This is a genomic window from Shewanella psychropiezotolerans (assembly GCF_007197555.1).
GTDB lineage: Bacteria > Pseudomonadota > Gammaproteobacteria > Enterobacterales > Shewanellaceae > Shewanella > Shewanella psychropiezotolerans.
The window spans coordinates 4,740,005-4,757,012 of the sequence record NZ_CP041614.1 but is presented as its reverse complement, the minus strand read 5'-3'; the positions used below and the strand labels follow the sequence as shown (position 1 = coordinate 4,757,012).

The window sequence follows — 17,008 nt, the reverse complement described above, 5'->3', positions numbered from 1 at the left end:
TCCATGGCTAAATATCAGCAGGGGATCAGCGTTATCGCCTTGCCTGTGATCATTTTAGTGATGGCGGCTCTGGCCCTATTCGTGTTCAGAATTAACCATGCTCTGCTGACTAAGGCCAAGTTGGACCGCCTGTCCTATTCACTGGTGACTGTGGTCAGTGTCGAGCCCTTGAAGCTGCCATGGGTGACAGATAAGCAAGCGATCACTCAGAAGCTAGCCGATGATCTACTGACCTTAGCTAAGCGCCACTTGGATGGCATCAGCAGTGACGGTAATACTCAAGTCGGTATCGAGCTGGAGCAGCTTAAGTTCCTGGGAGAAAAAAATAGCGAGCAGTGGTACGGTTTTCAATCTGGCAGCAAATGTCAGGGCAATACCGGGTTAACGGGTCTCGCCGACTTATCTCCTAAGGGCAGTGTGGAGGGATACAACTTAGGTAAATATGCTCAGCTGTTTCAGGTGACCGTGTGTTTGACAGACGTTAAATCTGTCAATGGCGTGCTGGGTATCGTGGATTTTTCCAATTTTACCCAAGATTATTATAAGAGCTCTTCTTTGATGATAGGGAGGCATTATGACAAAACGTCTTGGTTACGATAGACAGCATGGGGATATCTCCCTGATGTTTGTGATCTGTTTACCTTTCATGTTGGCGATGATTGCCATCAGTATCTTACTGGCCATGTATCTGCTGACGGTGACCCGGGCCGGTCAGGCATCGGATGCAGCGTCTCTCGCCTGCGGTTATTCACAGCGGGCCGATCAAGCCCTGCTTGTGGGTATCTTGGATTATTATCGTCCCGGTTTTGTGATCCATGATGGTGAAGCCCAGATAGCCATCGACGGCAGAAATCGCTGCAGCATAAAGGCGAGTTATCGCTTCAACCCGACCATGATGGCGCTGCTTCCAGAGTCGGCGCGCACAGATGTATCTCTCTCCTCAGATACTGGTGCAACTTCACACTTGGTGATCAACTCGACGCCCTTACCCATGGATCTCGCTTTGGTGTTGGATATCTCTGGATCCATGTCCGCTCAGTTACCTCAGTTGAAACGCATCATCAATGGCGCCCTCGAAGATATTCGACAGCAAGATGCAGATGAAGTCGGTGCGGTGAGGTTTTCTTTGGTGCCCTTCGAGACTGGAGTCGGTGTGCTCAATGCTCCCTGGATGCCAAAATCTGCGGACAAGGTCACCTGTGTCGATGGTCTGAGTTATGGCCAATACAGTGTGGATTATGCCGCAACGGTGAACGATCTTGCTGAGCCCGCCGCCAACCTGAATATTAATACGACATTTGCCAGCAAATGGCTGGACGCCTGCAGCATGGATGTGACGATCTTGCCCCTGACGCAAGATCTCGATTTGGTGAAACAGAGGGTCGATGCCCTAGTCACCAGTGGCACGACTTCCTCCTATCAAGGTTTGATCTGGGGCGTGCGCACCTTGCTGCCCCAGTGGCAGGAGGAATGGCAGATCCCCCCTGTTGAGTCGCCAGAACTGATACAGCGTTTGGTGTTGTTCACCGATGGTGCAGACCAGGGCTTTCATCTGGATGATCTGATTGAACAAGGCTTGTGCCGGGCTATCCAGGATAAACATCATATCGAGATGAGCTTTATCGGCTTCGGAGTCAGCGATCGCCGCCTGCAGCAATTCAGGGAGTGTGCCGGTGTTAAGGGCAAGGTGTATGACGCGCAAAATACCCAGGAGCTGGAAGCCTTCTTTCGTGAGGCACTGCAGACTGAGACTAAGGCTAGCTTAGTATTGCGGGAGGAAATAGAAACTTAAAGCCAGGAGTTTTAAATCGGAACCTAAGGCTTAGGACTTGAGATTAGGAACTAGGATCAGAATCTAGAATCGCATTCATATCTGTGAATGCTTGAATGAAAATAATTCGTTTTATTAGAGGTGTTTATGTTTAAAAGGTGGGCCGTGATCGTTTCTTTAGTGTTTACAACGCTTTCGCCATCGGCGTATGGCTATCAACAGGGAGACTTGCTTTCATCTAAGGCGATGCAGGAGTTAGGTCTGAACCCCAATGAGCTGACTATCATAGATTTCTTTGCCCAGTGGTGCGTGTCATGCCGTGAAGAACTGCCCGAGGTTGAGATATTGTCTCGTCAGTTAGCCGGGCGCGGAGTAAGCATAGTCGGTGTCGATGTCGATGAAGACGTCGACGTGGGACTGGCATTCCAACGGGAATTAGGTCTGACTTTTCGAGTGGTAGCCGATCCGGAGCAAGTGCTGGTCGCAGATTTTCAGCCCACTGGTATGCCGGCTTTGTATTACGTCTACAAAGGCAAGGTTCTCAAGGTGAGATACGGCGCTATCAATAATATTCGAAAAGTGATCATCGAGGATATTCGGTCTCTGGATTTAGCCGAATAATGAATAATCGAATGAAGGGAAAAATGAAGATACGAGCAATATGAATAACATCAGACAAGTGATAATCGATGATATCAGATCCCTGGGATTGGCTAAATGAAGGGCGGAGATACGAGTAATATGAAGAAAAAAATGAAATGTAAGTTAAGCCTGATATCCGCTCTCTTGAGCGTGTCATTCGGTGCAAAGGCGACATTGGATATTGATCTTAGTGGCTTGGGTGAGGGCGAAAATCCGCCTGAAATTAACACTAAGAAGCTGAATCAGACTATTGGCTCAGGAACTGCGCAGGCCTCTGTACCAGAATCAGTACCAGGCTCGATACAAGAGACGGTCAGCGCCAATGGTCGTTATCATCAGTCCACTAGTGTCTCCTCTTCCGTGTATTCCAGTCAGGGGGCGATCACAGGCCTGAGACGTAATGTCGAGCTAGTCGCTCCTAAGCGGCCAAGTCTGCTGTTATCTGCCCCTGAAGTTTTGGCGAACGATATCTCGTTCGGCCCAGGTGTTTCACCGACTATTTCGCAGCCTATGTCTCCGACTCTTTCATCTACTCTCTCCTTCGAGAATATGCCAGAAATTGAGGTGGCAGATGCAAAAGATGATGAGTCCATGTTGTCATTTCTCGATGAGTGGCTGGGGATAGACCCGGTAAAGCCTTGGGAGAAAGGCACATTGGCCGAGAAGGCGATGAAGCCCGGCGGCGTAGTGCCTGAGTTTGACCGCTTCTCGGAGAAAGTCTTCTCCTATAAGCAAGGTTCTGTGGGTGGCAGTGGCGTCGGTGGCGGCGGCTGTGGTTGTAACTAGTATCAATGGCTTAAACTTAAATAAGAATACCAATGAGTAAAAAATTAACACTGACAATCCTAAGCGGCGTAGCAGCCTCAGGCTTAGGCGCATTATCCCTCCCGGCTCAGGTCGAGGCGGCGGATCATATTTCGATTCATCATATGAACTTCGAGGAGTACGGCGATAAGGTCAAGGCTGGCGACAATCTGCTCTCTATTGAGAAAAACTTCGGTTTGGATTGGACCCTGACCGCAGAGCTGGGTTATGACACGGTTTCGGGTGCATCTCCCGCCTGGGGGCCGACAACTCCGGTATCGGGCAACCAGGACTTGCTCAATCGAGCCAAGAAAACCCAGTTGGCACAGGGGCAAACTACTGAGGTGATTCGTGCGGGTTATGACCCTTATCGGGATGCCTATGCCGTGCAGGCCTATGAGCTCGAAGATACCCGCTACTCTAGCAGCGCTAACCTGACTTACAGAGACAAGAAGCGTGATGAGTGGAGCCTAGGCCTTAACTACTCTCAGGAGGAAGATTATGAAAGCATGGGCATCAATGGTCAGGTGCTCATCTATGCCGACAGTCGTAAGAATCGCTCCTATACCATAGGAGGCTCCTTACTGCTCGATAAGACCTTGGCATTTGAGGAATATGAGAACTTCGGTAACACCCAAGAGTGGCAAGATATCTTTAACAGTGATATCGAACTTGGGCTATCTCAGATTTTTACCGCAAACTTTTATGCCACATTTACCCTTTTTTCCGGATACAAGTCCGGGTATTTGAGCAATCATTACCTGACTGTGTTGCGTGAGATAGACATAGATGACGATGGCGTGATAGCGGACGATGAGGTCTTTCTAGGTCAGGATACCCGGCCCGATAAACGACTCTCCGGCGGGATTAATATTCAGACCTTCTACAGCTTTAGCTCATCTGTGGTTATTCGCCCACGTTACAAGTATTTTACCGATGATTGGGGGGTCACCTCCCACCAAGTTGGCGGCAAATTAAGTATCGAACTGCTGGATTGGCTGACATTGACTCCGGGATATTTTTGGTACACTCAGACTGCGGCAGACTTCTTTGTCGATCCAGATTCCGCCGACCCTTCATTTGCGGCTACCGGTTATGCCACATCGGATCTGCGTCTGGGGGATTTCGATGCCAATGCCTATGAGCTTGGTGTCAGTGTAAAGGCGACTAAGCGACTGCGTCTTAATGCTTTGGCGGCCTACTATGACAGGAGTAATGGCTATGAGAGCCAGTGGTGGGTAGTTGGGGCAACCTATGAGTTCTAACCTTGTTTATGTTCATCGTTTCACCGCCATGACGGTTCCCTGTGAAGTTATCTTGTTCGCCGATGAAGCCGAGCCTCTGGCTCTGGCTATCGAAGACAATACCCGGCGACTGGAAGCTAAATATAACTTCCATGACAAGGACTCCTGGCTAAGTCGGCAGATTAATTCTCGTGGGAGTGATAGGGTGGAACTCGATCATGAAACATGGACTATTCTAAGGCTGGTACGTCAGTACTGCGAGGCTACCCAAGGCATCTTCGACATCACAATCGGTAGCCTTAAATACCTTAAGGCCTGCCAGCCAGACCTGAGCCGGGAGGAGTTATACCTCAGCATTGAGCCCTATATGGGGCTCAATTCCTGGTCACTTGAGGGAATGAATCTCAGTTTTACTCATTCTCAGACTCGGTTTGACTTAGGCGGGGTGATTAAGGAGTACAGCGTCGATCAAGCAGTGGATTTAGTGAAAGCCGCCGGCGTCACCGGGGCCTTGATTAATTTCGGCGGTGACATTCGCACCTTTGGTCAAAAGCTTGATGGCAATCCGTTTGTTGTGGCCGTGCTCAACCCTAAAGACACCCAAAAACCTTTCTTCTCTTTGCCCCTGAATAATCAGGCGCTCACCACTTCGGCTCATTATCAACGTCATTACCAATTCAGTGATGGCCAGACGTCACATATATTAGCCAAAGGCGGGGTACATCCTCAGGTGCTCTCATCCACAGTGGTCGCTGACACGGCATTAGAGGCGGGAATATACAGTACGGCACTAACCATAAAGCCGACTCTGGATGTCCCTGATTCGATTGGTTTTGCCTTTATCGACGACAAGTTAACCCTTCATCAAGACGCGGAGTTTATCCAATCATGAGACTGTTATTTATCATATCTTGCTTTATGGCCAGCATGTTCGCACAGGCGCAAACTCAAAAGGAGTTTCTGCCTGTGAAACAGGCTTTCCCCTACAGTCAAAGTGTGGTCGGAAATGAGTTGATCATAAGCTTCGATACCGTTCCCGGGTATTATCTCTACCAGAAGCGGTTGTCGTTCAAGTCCGCTTCACCCGAATTAACCTTAGGTGAGCCAATATTCTCTGTCACGGCGCAGCAGAAGCAAGACCCCTATTTTGGTGAGGTGGGTGTCTTTCGTCAGCCATTAAGGGTGCGGGTTCCCTTCGAGGGTGCGGGCAAAGTCAAGGTGCGCTTTCAGGGCTGCGCCGATGATGGTCTATGTTATATGCCCCAGACCAAGTCGGTAGAGTTACAGGCCTTGTGATATTGAGGCTTAAAATCAAGGTTTAGCCCCGTGACTTAGCCTGAGTCAGAGAGATAAAAACGCGGCCTATAGCCATGTTTTGCTTAAAGTTTACTATGACTGCTCTTATTGGATCGGGTTAGAAGAGCACTGTAATCTCCTGTGAGCAGTCATTACTGTCGGCATTACATACCTTAACCCTATGGCTTGTGCCTCCTTTGATACCTGTGTTGATATCATACTCGTAAGGGCTGGTAGTGAGTTCAGCTTCTACGTCCGAACCATATAGGTATGGTGAGTTCATATCATCGAGATAGATATCTATGAGGGGATAGGCAGCCCAGGTAATATCTATATGTTTTACCCCTCTCTGTTTACGTCCTGTAGCTGTTAAATTGAAATCACTCGCTGCCAGAGTCTTAGTCGCAATGCCTGTGGTGGACATACTTGAGTTACCGGCGCCATTAGAGGCATAGACTCTGTGATAGTAGTCGGTGTTGGCGGCGAGGCCTGTATCACTGTAGCCACTCGTGTCGGCAGCAACGGTACCAGCAGCTGCCCAGTCAATGTTATTCAGGGAGCGCTCTATGTGAAATGCCGATTCATCTGATGAATTATCAGTCCAGTTCAGAACTATTCGGCTAGATGAAACCGGACCAGTGACTATATTCGAAGGTGCATTGGGTTTAGTTTGACTTGCATCCGTTTCCGAACGGATATAGAGATTAGAAACTGTAATACTATCGAATGAGGTATTGTTTCCCGCAGTCTGATCGCTGTCTGTTACGCTTACTCTTACTTCTCCGCTGACACCTTGAGGCAGCATGGCGCTGTAATGGCCATTATCACTGTTTGAAAGTGTGGCAAAATTGGAGAAAGAGACTCCATTGTCGAGCGAGTAAGACAGTATTATTTGATCGTCGGGCAAGGTGGGTAAATCGGGGGGACTGGACATACTGGCATCCAGATGTAATTCCACTAAGTTGCCCGATGTGATGCTAAATAACCAAGTATGGGTCAGGTAGCTGAATCGGTTCTGCTTCTTACCGCCAGATTGGCGTTCCGTAATCGTCTGACTCGAGCCGCTATCGAGGGCCGAGTCTTGGTAGTTGCCGCTAACATTGCCTGCTGTGAATATCTCACCATAAGCAATTTGGTTGATAAAGGGAGGTGCATCCACGCTAATATTGATATTAACTGAATCACTGGCCCCTAAATTGTCGGTGACTGTAAGAGTTGCGGTATAGCCACCAGCGGCTGTATAAAGGTGTGTTGGCATCGCCTCCGTTGAGCTTGCGCCATCACCAAAGTCCCAATTGAAGCTGATACTGCTTTGGGGATCATCATCTTTTGAGCCTGTGCTATCAAATGTGACCTCCAATGCTGCCTGGCCCGTAAGTGGATCTCCTGCTATTACCGCAATTGGTGCTCGATTCAGGACTGACACTGCAATAGAGTTTTGGTCACTTAAGCCATCATTATCGGTGACTGTTAAGGTGGCAGTGTATTCCCCTGGGACTAGGTACTCATGAGTAGGATCATCGACAGGATTTGTGGTTGTGACTTCAGTCTCGTCACCGAAAAGCCAGTCATAACTCACAATGTCGCCATCGTCTGTTGAGCCTGTACTACTAAATGACACAGAGGTAGGTGCAAAAGTTGGTGAATAACTTATGGTGCCGATATTAGCCGTTGGTCCTTGAAGATTTGATGAGCTTTGAACCGTTGCCGAGATTATATATTGGCCTAAGCTGCCGTAATCGGGATAGCCCGTATCCAGAGGATCCCCCTTACCTACACCATCTATCATCAGGAAGTAGGTTCCGGCACTGGCGAAGCTGCCGCCCAGTGATGCCGATAGAATATTTGCGACATTGTCAGTTTGCAGTAAGGCTCCGCTGCTGTCATAGAGGCTGGCCTCTATGTCTAAATTTGGGCTAACATCGTCAGGATTGATTGAGATGCTGAAGCTACCTGCCGCCGCATCGAACTTAAACATATCTTGATCGCTACTGAGGTGGATAAGACCAAATGCATCGAGTTGGTTTGTTGCGCCATTATCTGTGACAGTCATGGATGTCACATCGTCGACGATACTCATGTCATCGACATGGTCATCAGATATCAAAGGGGCACCATAGTATTGAATGTCCGAGATATCATTTTGAGGCTGATTTGCCAGTGGATAGGTGTTCATACTCCACTGCACTAATTCTTGATAATAGCCCACCCCCATAATCGGTGCCCAGCCTGTTACGCCAGAGCCATGGCCTGTGTAATAACCGGTTCCGTCTGTTTGTCCATCATGGCTTAGCCCTAAGTTATGACCTGCTTCATGGGAGATAGCCTCACCAGCACCGACAACACTCGAGTTAAATACGAAGGCGGGTTTTAGGTAATTGGTATTGGATCCGTAATCATCGAATGCTCTGAGGTAGGCAAAGCCACCACAGCCACAGTTGGAAAAGGTGTTCTGAGTTATTACCACTCGAGTGCCGAACAGTTGATCGCCTGACGTTTCACGGGCTATAGGATCGGCAGCAAGGTCATCTGGGTCAGTGAGATCTTCTGTGGTGACATCGACATTAAAGGGGGCAAAGTCTTCGGCGACCTGTCGCCACATCAGGTAAATTCTATCGAGCTCGTCTTGTGTAAAGGTCTCGGGAACACCATAGGGGTTGTAAGGGGGTGACACAATAGGTGTGCCATAGGAGTTGTTCCAGGCTGTGCCTGTTGTAGTGTGGCCATCAAAATCTAACAATATGGTTCTGGGCGCTCCAGGCCTGCTATGTAACTTGAACGTTTGCTCTTGGTTAAGTGCTGTTTCTGGTGTAATCAAAGGCTCTGTCATGCTTTGTTGACTAGGCTCTTCGATCTCTACATAGAAAACTCGCCCTTGTTTATCTAGCCAGACACTCGTGTCCTGTCTGATCATCTTGGCAAATTGGGCGGGAGTTTTACCGTACCAAGCCGCCACTTCAGGAAGTTTAGTACCAAGTAGACCTATGGCATGTTCACCGTTAGCGGGTTCTGGAAGTGTTACAGAAGGGAAGACACGATGGGAGTTCGACGCATCTTGCGACTCAGATGTCGCGTTGGCTGCGGCCGCATCAAATCCTGATAGCCCCGTAGCAGATAAGAAAAAGCTTAACAGTGCAAGCTTAAAGAATCTATTTGAGTAATCCATTACCGTTCCTTTTTTAGCGTTCGATAGTTAATTTAAAGTGTAGCAGGGGATAAGGTGTTCGCACGCCAAAGCTAGATAGACTCTAGGCTTGCTAATGTTTTTAATTGTTTAAACTTGACCAAACGATTGTTAATTAAAAAACATATTTTCCCATTAGAGTGATGGTTACTCGAGCGTAAAACTGGTTTAATAGCCTTAAGTTTATGACTTTAGTAGGTCTGTATGTCTTTTTCGGTTCTAGATGTAGTCTCTTTTGTGTGTTTTTTCTTTTGCTGGGTGGGCTATACCACCTTTGCGCGCCGTAAGGCTAAAACCACTAACTGTATCGCCAGGTGCTTACATCAACATAGAATTCATTGGATGAATGAGCTGATGACTCGTGAAATTCGAGTCGGAGAGGCGGCCTTACTGGCGAACCTGGAACGTAACATCACTTTTTTCGCTTCTACAACAATGCTGGTACTCGCGGGGGTGCTCACCCTGTTTGCTCAAGTGGAGCGCTTAGAAGCTGTGATAACAACCATTCCTTATACCGCCACTCCGGTGCACTTGTTAATCCAAGTTAAATTGGCCTTATTGACCTTCATCTTCGTGATGGCTTTCTTTCAGTTTACCTGGTCTATGCGCCAATATGGCTTTCTTAATGTGATGGTGGGGGCGGCGCCTTTCGAGCCGAGCGGCTGTAATGAAAACCTTAAAAACTACGCAAAGCAGATGGCGATAGTGCAAGATCAGGCGGCGCACTCCTATAATTATGGCTTAAGAGCATACTATTTTTCGATGGCAGTCATGTGCTGGTTTTTCCATCCCGCTTTATTTATTTGCGCTAGCCTGTTCGTTGTTTACACTCTCTATCGCCGTGAGTTTAAATCTAAAGCTGTAATGGCGATTACTGCGGGTATGCAAGCGTTAGATATTGAAAAGGAGCAGGCGAGCAAACATTAGTCATGTACTATTTTATTCGTCCAAAAAGTGAGGCTTAGGCAACTTTATCCACTAAGTATTAACTTCTGTAGATGATTTTTAAACTATGTATTCTAATTTATTCCGGATCTATCCTCTTTCGAGCCCTATGTATTTATTTTGTTGTAAAGCTACATTGTGGTTCTCATATTTATTCGATTGTAAATCTATCTCACAAATCTGAGCTAAATTCCGTTGTTGGCTTACAGTTCTGGAATGTAATGTGACCTCAATATCGGTATTTTAGTTAACAAGCATTTACCATTCATTATCCTAATTTTTATGGTTGATGATTGTGATGTCAGGTTTCTCAGATCAGGTTAAAACAATAAAGAAGGGCCTAGATGTCCCTATTGCCGGAGAGCCCAGGCAAGAGATTGAAAATTTCTCCAGGTCATCTCATGTGGCCATTCTTGGCGAAGAGTACGTTGGCTTAAAACCTAGTATGTTGGTTGAAGTGGGTGCACAGGTTAAGAAAGGCCAGCCGCTGTTCGAAGATAAGAGAACACCTGGTGTGATATTTACCGCTCCCGCTAGTGGTGAGGTCGTGGCGATTCATCGTGGCGAGCGTCGTGTACTTCAGTCTGTGGTGATTAGATGTCACGGCTATGACAGCATCAGCTTCGAATCCTATGACGATCTTGCTCAAGTGAGTCGTGAACTTGTTCAAGCCAACTTAGTTAATAGTGGTTTATGGACAGCCCTGCGTACTCGCCCTTTTTCTCGGGTTCCAGAACTCGGTTCATCGCCTGCAGGCATATTCGTCACTGCTATGGATACCAATCCGTTAGCGGCAGAGCCACGTATTATCATTGCCGAACAAGAAAAAGCGTTTTTAACCGGTATGCAGGTGCTCACTCGCTTAACCGACAATAAGGTTTACCTGTGCCATGACGAAGGCGATAACCTGCCGGGTCATGATCTTCCTCGAGTCGAAACCAAGCGCTTTAGTGGAGTTCACCCTGCCGGATTAGTGGGTACTCACATTCACTTTACTCTGCCAGTGGGTATCGAACGACCTGTTTGGCATATTGGCTATCAGGACGTGATTGCCTACGGCAAGCTATTTCTGACCGGTGAGCTTTATACCGATCGTGTCGTATCTATTGCCGGCCCGGATGTGGTTAACCCTAGGCTTATCCGCATTCAACTCGGCGCCGAGCTTGTTGAAAGTATTAAGGATGAGTTAACACCAGGTTTTTCCCGGGTGGTTTCAGGCTCTGTACTCTCGGGTCACACAGCCTCAGGTCCACACAGCTACCTTGGCCGATTTCACAATCAAATCACCGCATTGACCGAAGATTCTGAGCATGAATTGCTGTCTTGGATCCGCGGTGGCTCGGATAAATTCTCTATCACTCGCGCGGTAACCTCACGTTTCAATCGTTCGAAGAAGCTATTCAATATGACCACCCACACTGGTGGCTCACAGCGCGCCATGATGGCATTTGGTCAGTTAGATCGCGTGATGCCCTTGGATGTGTTGCCTACCTTGTTGGTTCGCGACTTAGTGGTCCGTGATACCGATGAGGCGCAGGAGCTTGGCGCATTAGAGTTAGACGAAGAAGATTTAGCATTATGTACCTTTGTTTGTCCGGGAAAATACGATTTCGGTAAAGAGCTTCGTGCTTGTCTGGACATAATAGAGAGGGAAGGGTAAATGAGTAATAAAGACAAAAAGCCTGACGTTCAGGAAGACTACTACGCGCCGGGTCAGGCGATGAAGGGGTATCTTAGATCCTTAGTTATCGCAAACGGCCGCAGCACTAAAGGTAAGGTGCACGTTCGTGATGCCATCGATGTGAAACGTACCATGACCTTAGTGGGTCTTTGCTTAATGCCTGCTATTTTATTTGGCTTATACAACTTAGGACTTCAGGCACAAATCGCAATTGCATCTGGCTTGTCCACCCCGGATGTATGGCAACTCGCGCCTTTTGACCTTATTTTTGGTGGCCTCACCGAACAGACGGGTCTTATCGGCTTGTTTCTCTATGGCGCAAGCTTCTATATTCCAATCTATCTTACGGCGCTGCTAGTGAGTCTGCTTTGGGAGATGGTGTTCGCTAAGGTGCGTGGCCAAGAGCTGCACGAAGGCTTCTTCGTTACCGCCTTATTGTTTACCTTGATATTACCTGTATCAACGCCGCTATGGTTAATCGCCATGGGGATCACCTTCGGCGTTATTATCGCTAAAGAGCTCTTCGGCGGTATGGGATATAACTTCCTTAACCCGGCATTAGCGGGCTTAGCCTTTATCTTCTTTGCTTACCCGACTCAGATTGCTGAGCCTGCGCTTTTAGTCGCAGCCGATGGTTTCTCGGGAGCGACAGCGTTAGCCCAAGCCGCGGCGGGTAAGTTGAGCTTTGCCGATTATACCTGGTATCAAGCTTTCTCTGACCCTCAATGGTGGAACGCCTTCTTTGGTTTTACCCCAGGTGCAATCGGTGAAACCAGTACCTTGGCCTTGCTGTTAGGTGGTTGCTTACTGCTTGCCACGCGTTTAGCCGATTGGCGCATCGTTGCCGGCGTTATGCTTGGCATGATCTTAACCTCTGTCATGTTTAACCTTATCGGTTCAAGCAAGAATGATATGTTCGCTATGCCTTGGACTTGGCATCTTGTGACCGGTGGTTTTGCCATCGCCATGATGTTTATGGCCACGGATCCGGTGACGACCTCTTATACCCGTCAGGGCAAGCTGGCATACGGCATCTTGATTGGTTTTATGACTGTGCTCATTCGGGTGATGAACCTGAAAATGCCAGAGGGGATCATGCTAGCCATCTTATTCGCTAACTTGTGGTCGCCTCTGTTCGATTACATGGTTGCTCGCGCCAATATTAAGCGCAGAGCTAAGCGCACCGCTGCGCTATTAAGCAATGACAATTCGGGAGCTAAATCATAATGGCCTTGAAGAAAGATTCTGTGGTGGGAACCATGATTTTCATCATCACCCTCAGCCTCTTGTGCTCATTTATGATCACAGGAACCGCCGAGCTACTCAAAGAGCGCAAGCTGGTTAAGAAGCGTGATGAACTTAAGCGTTATGTACTGATGGCATCGGATGTGGATATCCAAGGCGATAAAGATTTCCGCGCCATCTTCGAAAAATCAGTAACGCCTTTGCTTATCGATATCGAATCTGGTGCCATCGAGCCAAAAGAGCGCGTCGAAGTGATGGATTTCGATGAGCGTATGGCGGCCATTAACCCTGAAACATCACATAAGCTAAAGAAAAAGATAGATAAAGCTAAGATTAAAACCCGTGCCGATCAAGTGCGAATTTTCCAAGTATTTGACGAAAATGGCAAGTTGGTGAGTCTTGTCTTACCTATTTATGGTAAAGGCCTGTGGTCGATTATCTATGGCTACGTTGCATTGAAACCCGACTTTAACACTATCGAGAATGTGGTGTTTTATGAACATGGTGAGACCCCAGGTATCGGTGACTTTCTTAACGAGACTGAGTGGACTGATAAGTTCCGCGGCAAGCAAATTTTCGACGCTAAGGGTAAGCCAGTATTGAAAATTGTTAAGGGCGGCGCAAAAGAGGGGGATATTCATGGTGTCGATGCCGTGAGCGGTGCAACCATGACGGGGCGTGGTGTACAGCGTTCGATTCAATTCTGGTTTGGTAGCGAAGGCTTTAAAGTCTTCTTAGACAAGCTAAAAGCTGCGGAGGTTTAAGATGAGTAAAAGTTTAGCTGCCACTCGGGAAGTGCTGTCTACTCCTATTTTCAAGAACAACCCGGTTGCCATGCAGGTGCTTGGGGTCTGTTCTGCGCTAGCGGTCAGTAATTCGATGCAAACGGCATTGGTGATGACCTTAGCCGTGACCTTCGTTCTGGTGTTCTCGAATCTGATCATCTCGACCATACGCAACCTTATCCCCAACAGCGTGCGCATCATCGCGCAGATGACGATTATCGCCTCATTGGTGATCATCGTCGACATGGTGCTGCAGGATATCGCCTATGAGTTGTCTCGCCAGCTATCTGTGTTTGTGGGTTTGATTATTACCAACTGTATCATCATGGGCCGCGCCGAAGCCTTCGCCATGAAGAATAAGCCGCCGATGGCCGTGGTCGATGCCTTAGGTAATGCCATGGGTTATGGCGTGATCTTACTCGGCGTGGCTTTTGTCAGAGAACTGATAGGCAGTGGCACTCTGTTTGGTCATGAGATTTTGAAAACGGTGGAAAATGGAGGCTGGTACCTAACGAACGAAATGTTCAAACTGCCACCGATTGCCTTCTTCCTGATCGGTTTGATGATCTGGGCTATCAATGTCATTCAGCGTAAGAGAGGGTAAGAGAAGGTTATGGAACACTATATAAATCTATTTGTTCAGGCGGCTCTTATCGACAATATGGCGCTGTCATTTTTCATGGGCATGTGTACCTTTCTCGCGGTCTCTAAGAAGGTATCCACCTCCTTCGGTCTAGGTATCGCGGTGATAGTCGTGATGATGCTTGCGGTACCCTTAAATCAGCTGATTTACGCCAACGTACTGGCTCCGGGAGCGCTGGCTTGGGCCGGATACCCTGAGATTGATTTGAGTTACCTGCAGCTGATCACCTTTATCGGTGTTATCGCGGCGTTAGTGCAGATCCTCGAGATGTTCTTAGATAAATACATCCCTAGCCTCTATGACTCGCTGGGGATCTTCCTGCCACTGTTAACCGTTAACTGTGCCATTTTTGCCGGGGTTATTTTTATGGCTAACCGGGATTACACCTTAGGTGAGTCCGTGGTGTTTGCCGCGGGTTCAGGTTTTGGTTGGGCCATGGCGATTGTGATGTTGGCAGGCCTGCGTGAACGAATGAAGTTTCATGCCATACCCGAAGGGCTTCAAGGTATAGGCATTACGTTTATCACCACAGGCTTGATGGCATTGGGCTTTATGGCGTTCGCAGGTATCTCAATTTAATTCAGTGAGCTAATCGTGTACTTGGATTAACGAAATTGAATTAACGAAATTGAACTAAGAGAAGGTAGATTCGATGGAAATGGCAATTGGTATCGGTATGTTTACCTTAGTGGTGAGTATGCTGGTGATGGTGATTCTATTCGCCAAGAGTAAACTGGTTTCAACCGGTGATGTAAGAATCGGCATCAATGATGACGAAGAAAAGAGCATCACAACGCCAGCCGGCGATAAGCTGCTTGGGGCATTGGCCAATAAGAATATCTTTATTCCATCCGCCTGTGGTGGCGGTGGAACCTGCGGTCAGTGTCGCGTAATCGTTAAGTCTGGCGGTGGGGATATCTTGCCGACAGAGCGCGACCATATTACCAAGAAAGAGGCTAAAACGGGTTGTCGTTTAGCCTGTCAGGTGGCGGTTAAAACCGATATGGAACTTGAAGTCGAAGAGGAGATTTTCGGTGTTAAGAAGTGGCAGTGTGAAGTTATCTCAAACGATAATAAAGCCACCTTCATTAAAGAGTTATTGCTGAAGATACCCGAAGGCGAAGACGTTAAATTTAAGGCGGGTGGTTATATTCAGGTAGAAGCGCCGGCTCATCAGGTCAACTACAGCGATTTCGATATTCCGGACGAGTATCGTGGTGACTGGGATAAGTATGACCTGTTCAAGCTGGTATCTAAAGTCGATGAAGATGTGCTGCGTGCTTACTCTATGGCGAATTACCCGGACGAGAAAGGCCGCATCATGCTCAACGTGCGTATTGCTACGCCGCCTTCAGACGGTGTGCCACCGGGCAAGATGTCATCTTACATCTTTAACCTTAAAGCCGGTGACATGGTAACGATATCCGGCCCCTTCGGTGAGTTCTTCGTTAAGGAGACCGATGCCGAGATGGTGTTTATTGGCGGTGGTGCAGGTATGGCGCCAATGCGCTCACACATCTTCAATCAGCTTAAGGGCGAGAAGACTAAACGTAAGATGAGCTTCTGGTACGGCGCACGATCTACCCGAGAAGTCTTCTATCAAGATGAATTTGACAAGCTAGCTGCCGAGAATGAAAACTTTGTCTGGCATGTAGCACTGTCCGATCCTCTCCCCGAAGATAACTGGGATGGCTACACCGGCTTTATCCACAATGTGATTTATGAGAACTATCTTAAAAATCACAAGGCCCCGGAAGATTGTGAGTTCTACATGTGTGGCCCTCCGATTATGAACACCTCTGTCATTAATATGCTGGAGAGCTTAGGCGTCGAAGAAGAAAACATCCTGCTAGATGACTTCGGTGATTAGACTTTCTGAGATTATGATTTTGAATCGGGTCAATTAAATGTGTGGCCCTACTGCAATAAATGAATACTTCGGTGATCAACATGTTGAAGAGTCTGGGCGTCGAAGAAGAAAACATCCTGCTAGATGACTTCGGTGATTAGACAGTTTGTTTTGTTTCTTAGATATTGATGAAGCGCAGCCTAAGGGCTGCGCTTTTAGTTTAAGGCTTATGACAAAGGCCAACGAAATGTGTGGCCCTACAGCCACACATGAACACTTCGGTGATCAACATGCTGGAAAGGGGGGGCAAATAATCTTAGAAGGCGGATTTCGCCTGTTATTGCTGGACTATATTCGATGAACCAGCGATAGAGTGTCGTACGATGCACCGATACCCATCGCTATAATAGCATGTCACTGAGGTTGGCATAACTCATGGGGGAGGGATCCATACCAACGAACAGACACCAGGCTCACCTCTGCAGCAAAAGTGTTTCCATTTAGATTCAGGGTTGCTCATAGTGTGACGACTCTAAGAAGTAAACTAGTATATTCACCAATACCATCTCTTTTTGCAACAACCCCGTATAAACTGTTGCGCTTCATGTGGCGGAGGGGCTTAATTCTTCCATATAGGTAACTTAAGGTGAAAATATGAAAAAAACATTCCTAACTACAGCATTGTTATTTAGTTCATCGGGAATTTGGTTCTGTCGCATCTTGAAGCTTCAGAAATGATCTACACAGGCGATACATAGGCCTGCCCGCAGTGATGCTAGGTTGGCATTTGTTTGGTGTATGAACTTTTCCTATGGCCTTCAGCTTCGCCAAAAAAGTTTACTTCAGCCAAAATCCTGATGGCCGTTCGATGGTATGGCTGCTTATATAATCGAGGTGCTGCAGGTAAAGTACCTGAATA

General features: G+C 47.6%; 15 protein-coding genes and 1 pseudogene. 14 read left to right on the top strand and 2 right to left on the bottom strand.

Annotation, left to right across the window (positions count from 1 at the left end; translation table 11 throughout):
- The first annotated feature begins 3 nt into the window (after nt 1-3).
- The 7 genes from tadF to FM037_RS20835 all read left to right on the top strand — a co-directional run bounded on the left by tadF (nt 4) and on the right by FM037_RS20835 (nt 5,757).
- The gene (gene tadF, locus FM037_RS20865) at nt 4-600 is read left to right on the top strand and encodes a tight adherence pilus pseudopilin TadF (RefSeq protein ID WP_185976875.1); all 597 of its coding nucleotides are present in this window, start codon (nt 4-6) and stop codon (nt 598-600) included.
- Entirely contained in the window at nt 575-1,792 is a 1,218-nt protein-coding gene (locus FM037_RS20860; protein ID WP_144047589.1) for a vWA domain-containing protein, read from the top strand. The genes tadF and FM037_RS20860 overlap by 26 nt, the downstream gene beginning before the upstream one ends.
- A gap of 126 nt (nt 1,793-1,918) precedes the next feature.
- Complete coding sequence (locus FM037_RS20855; protein ID WP_144047588.1) at nt 1,919-2,392, top strand: TlpA family protein disulfide reductase; 474 nt, start codon at nt 1,919-1,921, stop codon at nt 2,390-2,392.
- 132 nt (nt 2,393-2,524) lie between these two features.
- On the top strand, nt 2,525-3,199 hold the full coding sequence (locus FM037_RS20850; RefSeq protein ID WP_227992493.1) for a DUF4266 domain-containing protein: 675 nt from the start codon (nt 2,525-2,527) through the stop codon (nt 3,197-3,199).
- Nucleotides 3,200-3,231: 32 nt separating this feature from the next.
- Nucleotides 3,232-4,482 carry a DUF3570 domain-containing protein gene (locus FM037_RS20845; protein ID WP_144047587.1) on the top strand — a complete coding sequence of 417 codons (1,251 nt, stop codon included), beginning with the start codon at nt 3,232-3,234 and terminating at the stop codon, nt 4,480-4,482.
- Nucleotides 4,472-5,353 (top strand): FAD:protein FMN transferase, encoded by an 882-nt coding sequence (locus tag FM037_RS20840; protein WP_144047586.1) that lies wholly within the window; start codon nt 4,472-4,474, stop codon nt 5,351-5,353. Before FM037_RS20845 ends, FM037_RS20840 begins: the two co-directional genes overlap by 11 nt.
- Entirely contained in the window at nt 5,350-5,757 is a 408-nt protein-coding gene (locus tag FM037_RS20835) for a protein-disulfide reductase DsbD domain-containing protein (RefSeq protein ID WP_144047585.1), read from the top strand. Before FM037_RS20840 ends, FM037_RS20835 begins: the two co-directional genes overlap by 4 nt.
- A 118-nt stretch (nt 5,758-5,875) precedes the next feature.
- Here the strand turns inward: FM037_RS20835 and FM037_RS20830 are convergent, their stop codons facing one another.
- Nucleotides 5,876-8,923, bottom strand: coding sequence for a PKD domain-containing protein (locus FM037_RS20830; RefSeq protein WP_144047584.1), 3,048 nt, complete (start codon nt 8,921-8,923; stop codon nt 5,876-5,878).
- A gap of 222 nt (nt 8,924-9,145) precedes the next feature.
- Between FM037_RS20830 and FM037_RS20825 the strand changes: the two genes are divergently transcribed.
- From FM037_RS20825 to nqrF, 7 genes are all read left to right on the top strand, one after another.
- Nucleotides 9,146-9,868 carry a DUF599 domain-containing protein gene (locus FM037_RS20825; protein WP_144047583.1) on the top strand — a complete coding sequence of 241 codons (723 nt, stop codon included), beginning with the start codon at nt 9,146-9,148 and terminating at the stop codon, nt 9,866-9,868.
- Nucleotides 9,869-10,184: 316 nt separating this feature from the next.
- A complete protein-coding gene (locus FM037_RS20820; protein ID WP_144047582.1) occupies nt 10,185-11,546 on the top strand; it encodes a Na(+)-translocating NADH-quinone reductase subunit A in 1,362 nt (453 codons plus the stop codon).
- The gene (locus FM037_RS20815) at nt 11,547-12,794 is read left to right on the top strand and encodes an NADH:ubiquinone reductase (Na(+)-transporting) subunit B (RefSeq protein WP_144047581.1); all 1,248 of its coding nucleotides are present in this window, start codon (nt 11,547-11,549) and stop codon (nt 12,792-12,794) included.
- The gene (locus FM037_RS20810; protein ID WP_144047580.1) at nt 12,794-13,576 is read left to right on the top strand and encodes a Na(+)-translocating NADH-quinone reductase subunit C; all 783 of its coding nucleotides are present in this window, start codon (nt 12,794-12,796) and stop codon (nt 13,574-13,576) included. Before FM037_RS20815 ends, FM037_RS20810 begins: the two co-directional genes overlap by 1 nt.
- Before the next feature lies 1 nt (nt 13,577).
- Nucleotides 13,578-14,201, top strand: coding sequence for an NADH:ubiquinone reductase (Na(+)-transporting) subunit D (locus FM037_RS20805; RefSeq protein ID WP_144047579.1), 624 nt, complete (start codon nt 13,578-13,580; stop codon nt 14,199-14,201).
- A 9-nt stretch (nt 14,202-14,210) separates the two neighbouring features.
- Nucleotides 14,211-14,819 (top strand): NADH:ubiquinone reductase (Na(+)-transporting) subunit E, encoded by a 609-nt coding sequence (gene nqrE, locus FM037_RS20800; RefSeq protein ID WP_144047578.1) that lies wholly within the window; start codon nt 14,211-14,213, stop codon nt 14,817-14,819.
- Between the two features lie 73 nt (nt 14,820-14,892).
- A complete protein-coding gene (gene nqrF / locus FM037_RS20795; protein ID WP_144047577.1) occupies nt 14,893-16,110 on the top strand; it encodes an NADH:ubiquinone reductase (Na(+)-transporting) subunit F in 1,218 nt (405 codons plus the stop codon).
- 302 nt (nt 16,111-16,412) lie between these two features.
- Here nqrF and FM037_RS29675 read toward each other — a convergent pair.
- Nucleotides 16,413-16,609: pseudogene (locus FM037_RS29675) on the bottom strand (IS6 family transposase); the annotation flags it as partial.
- Nucleotides 16,610-17,008: the final 399 nt, after the last annotated feature.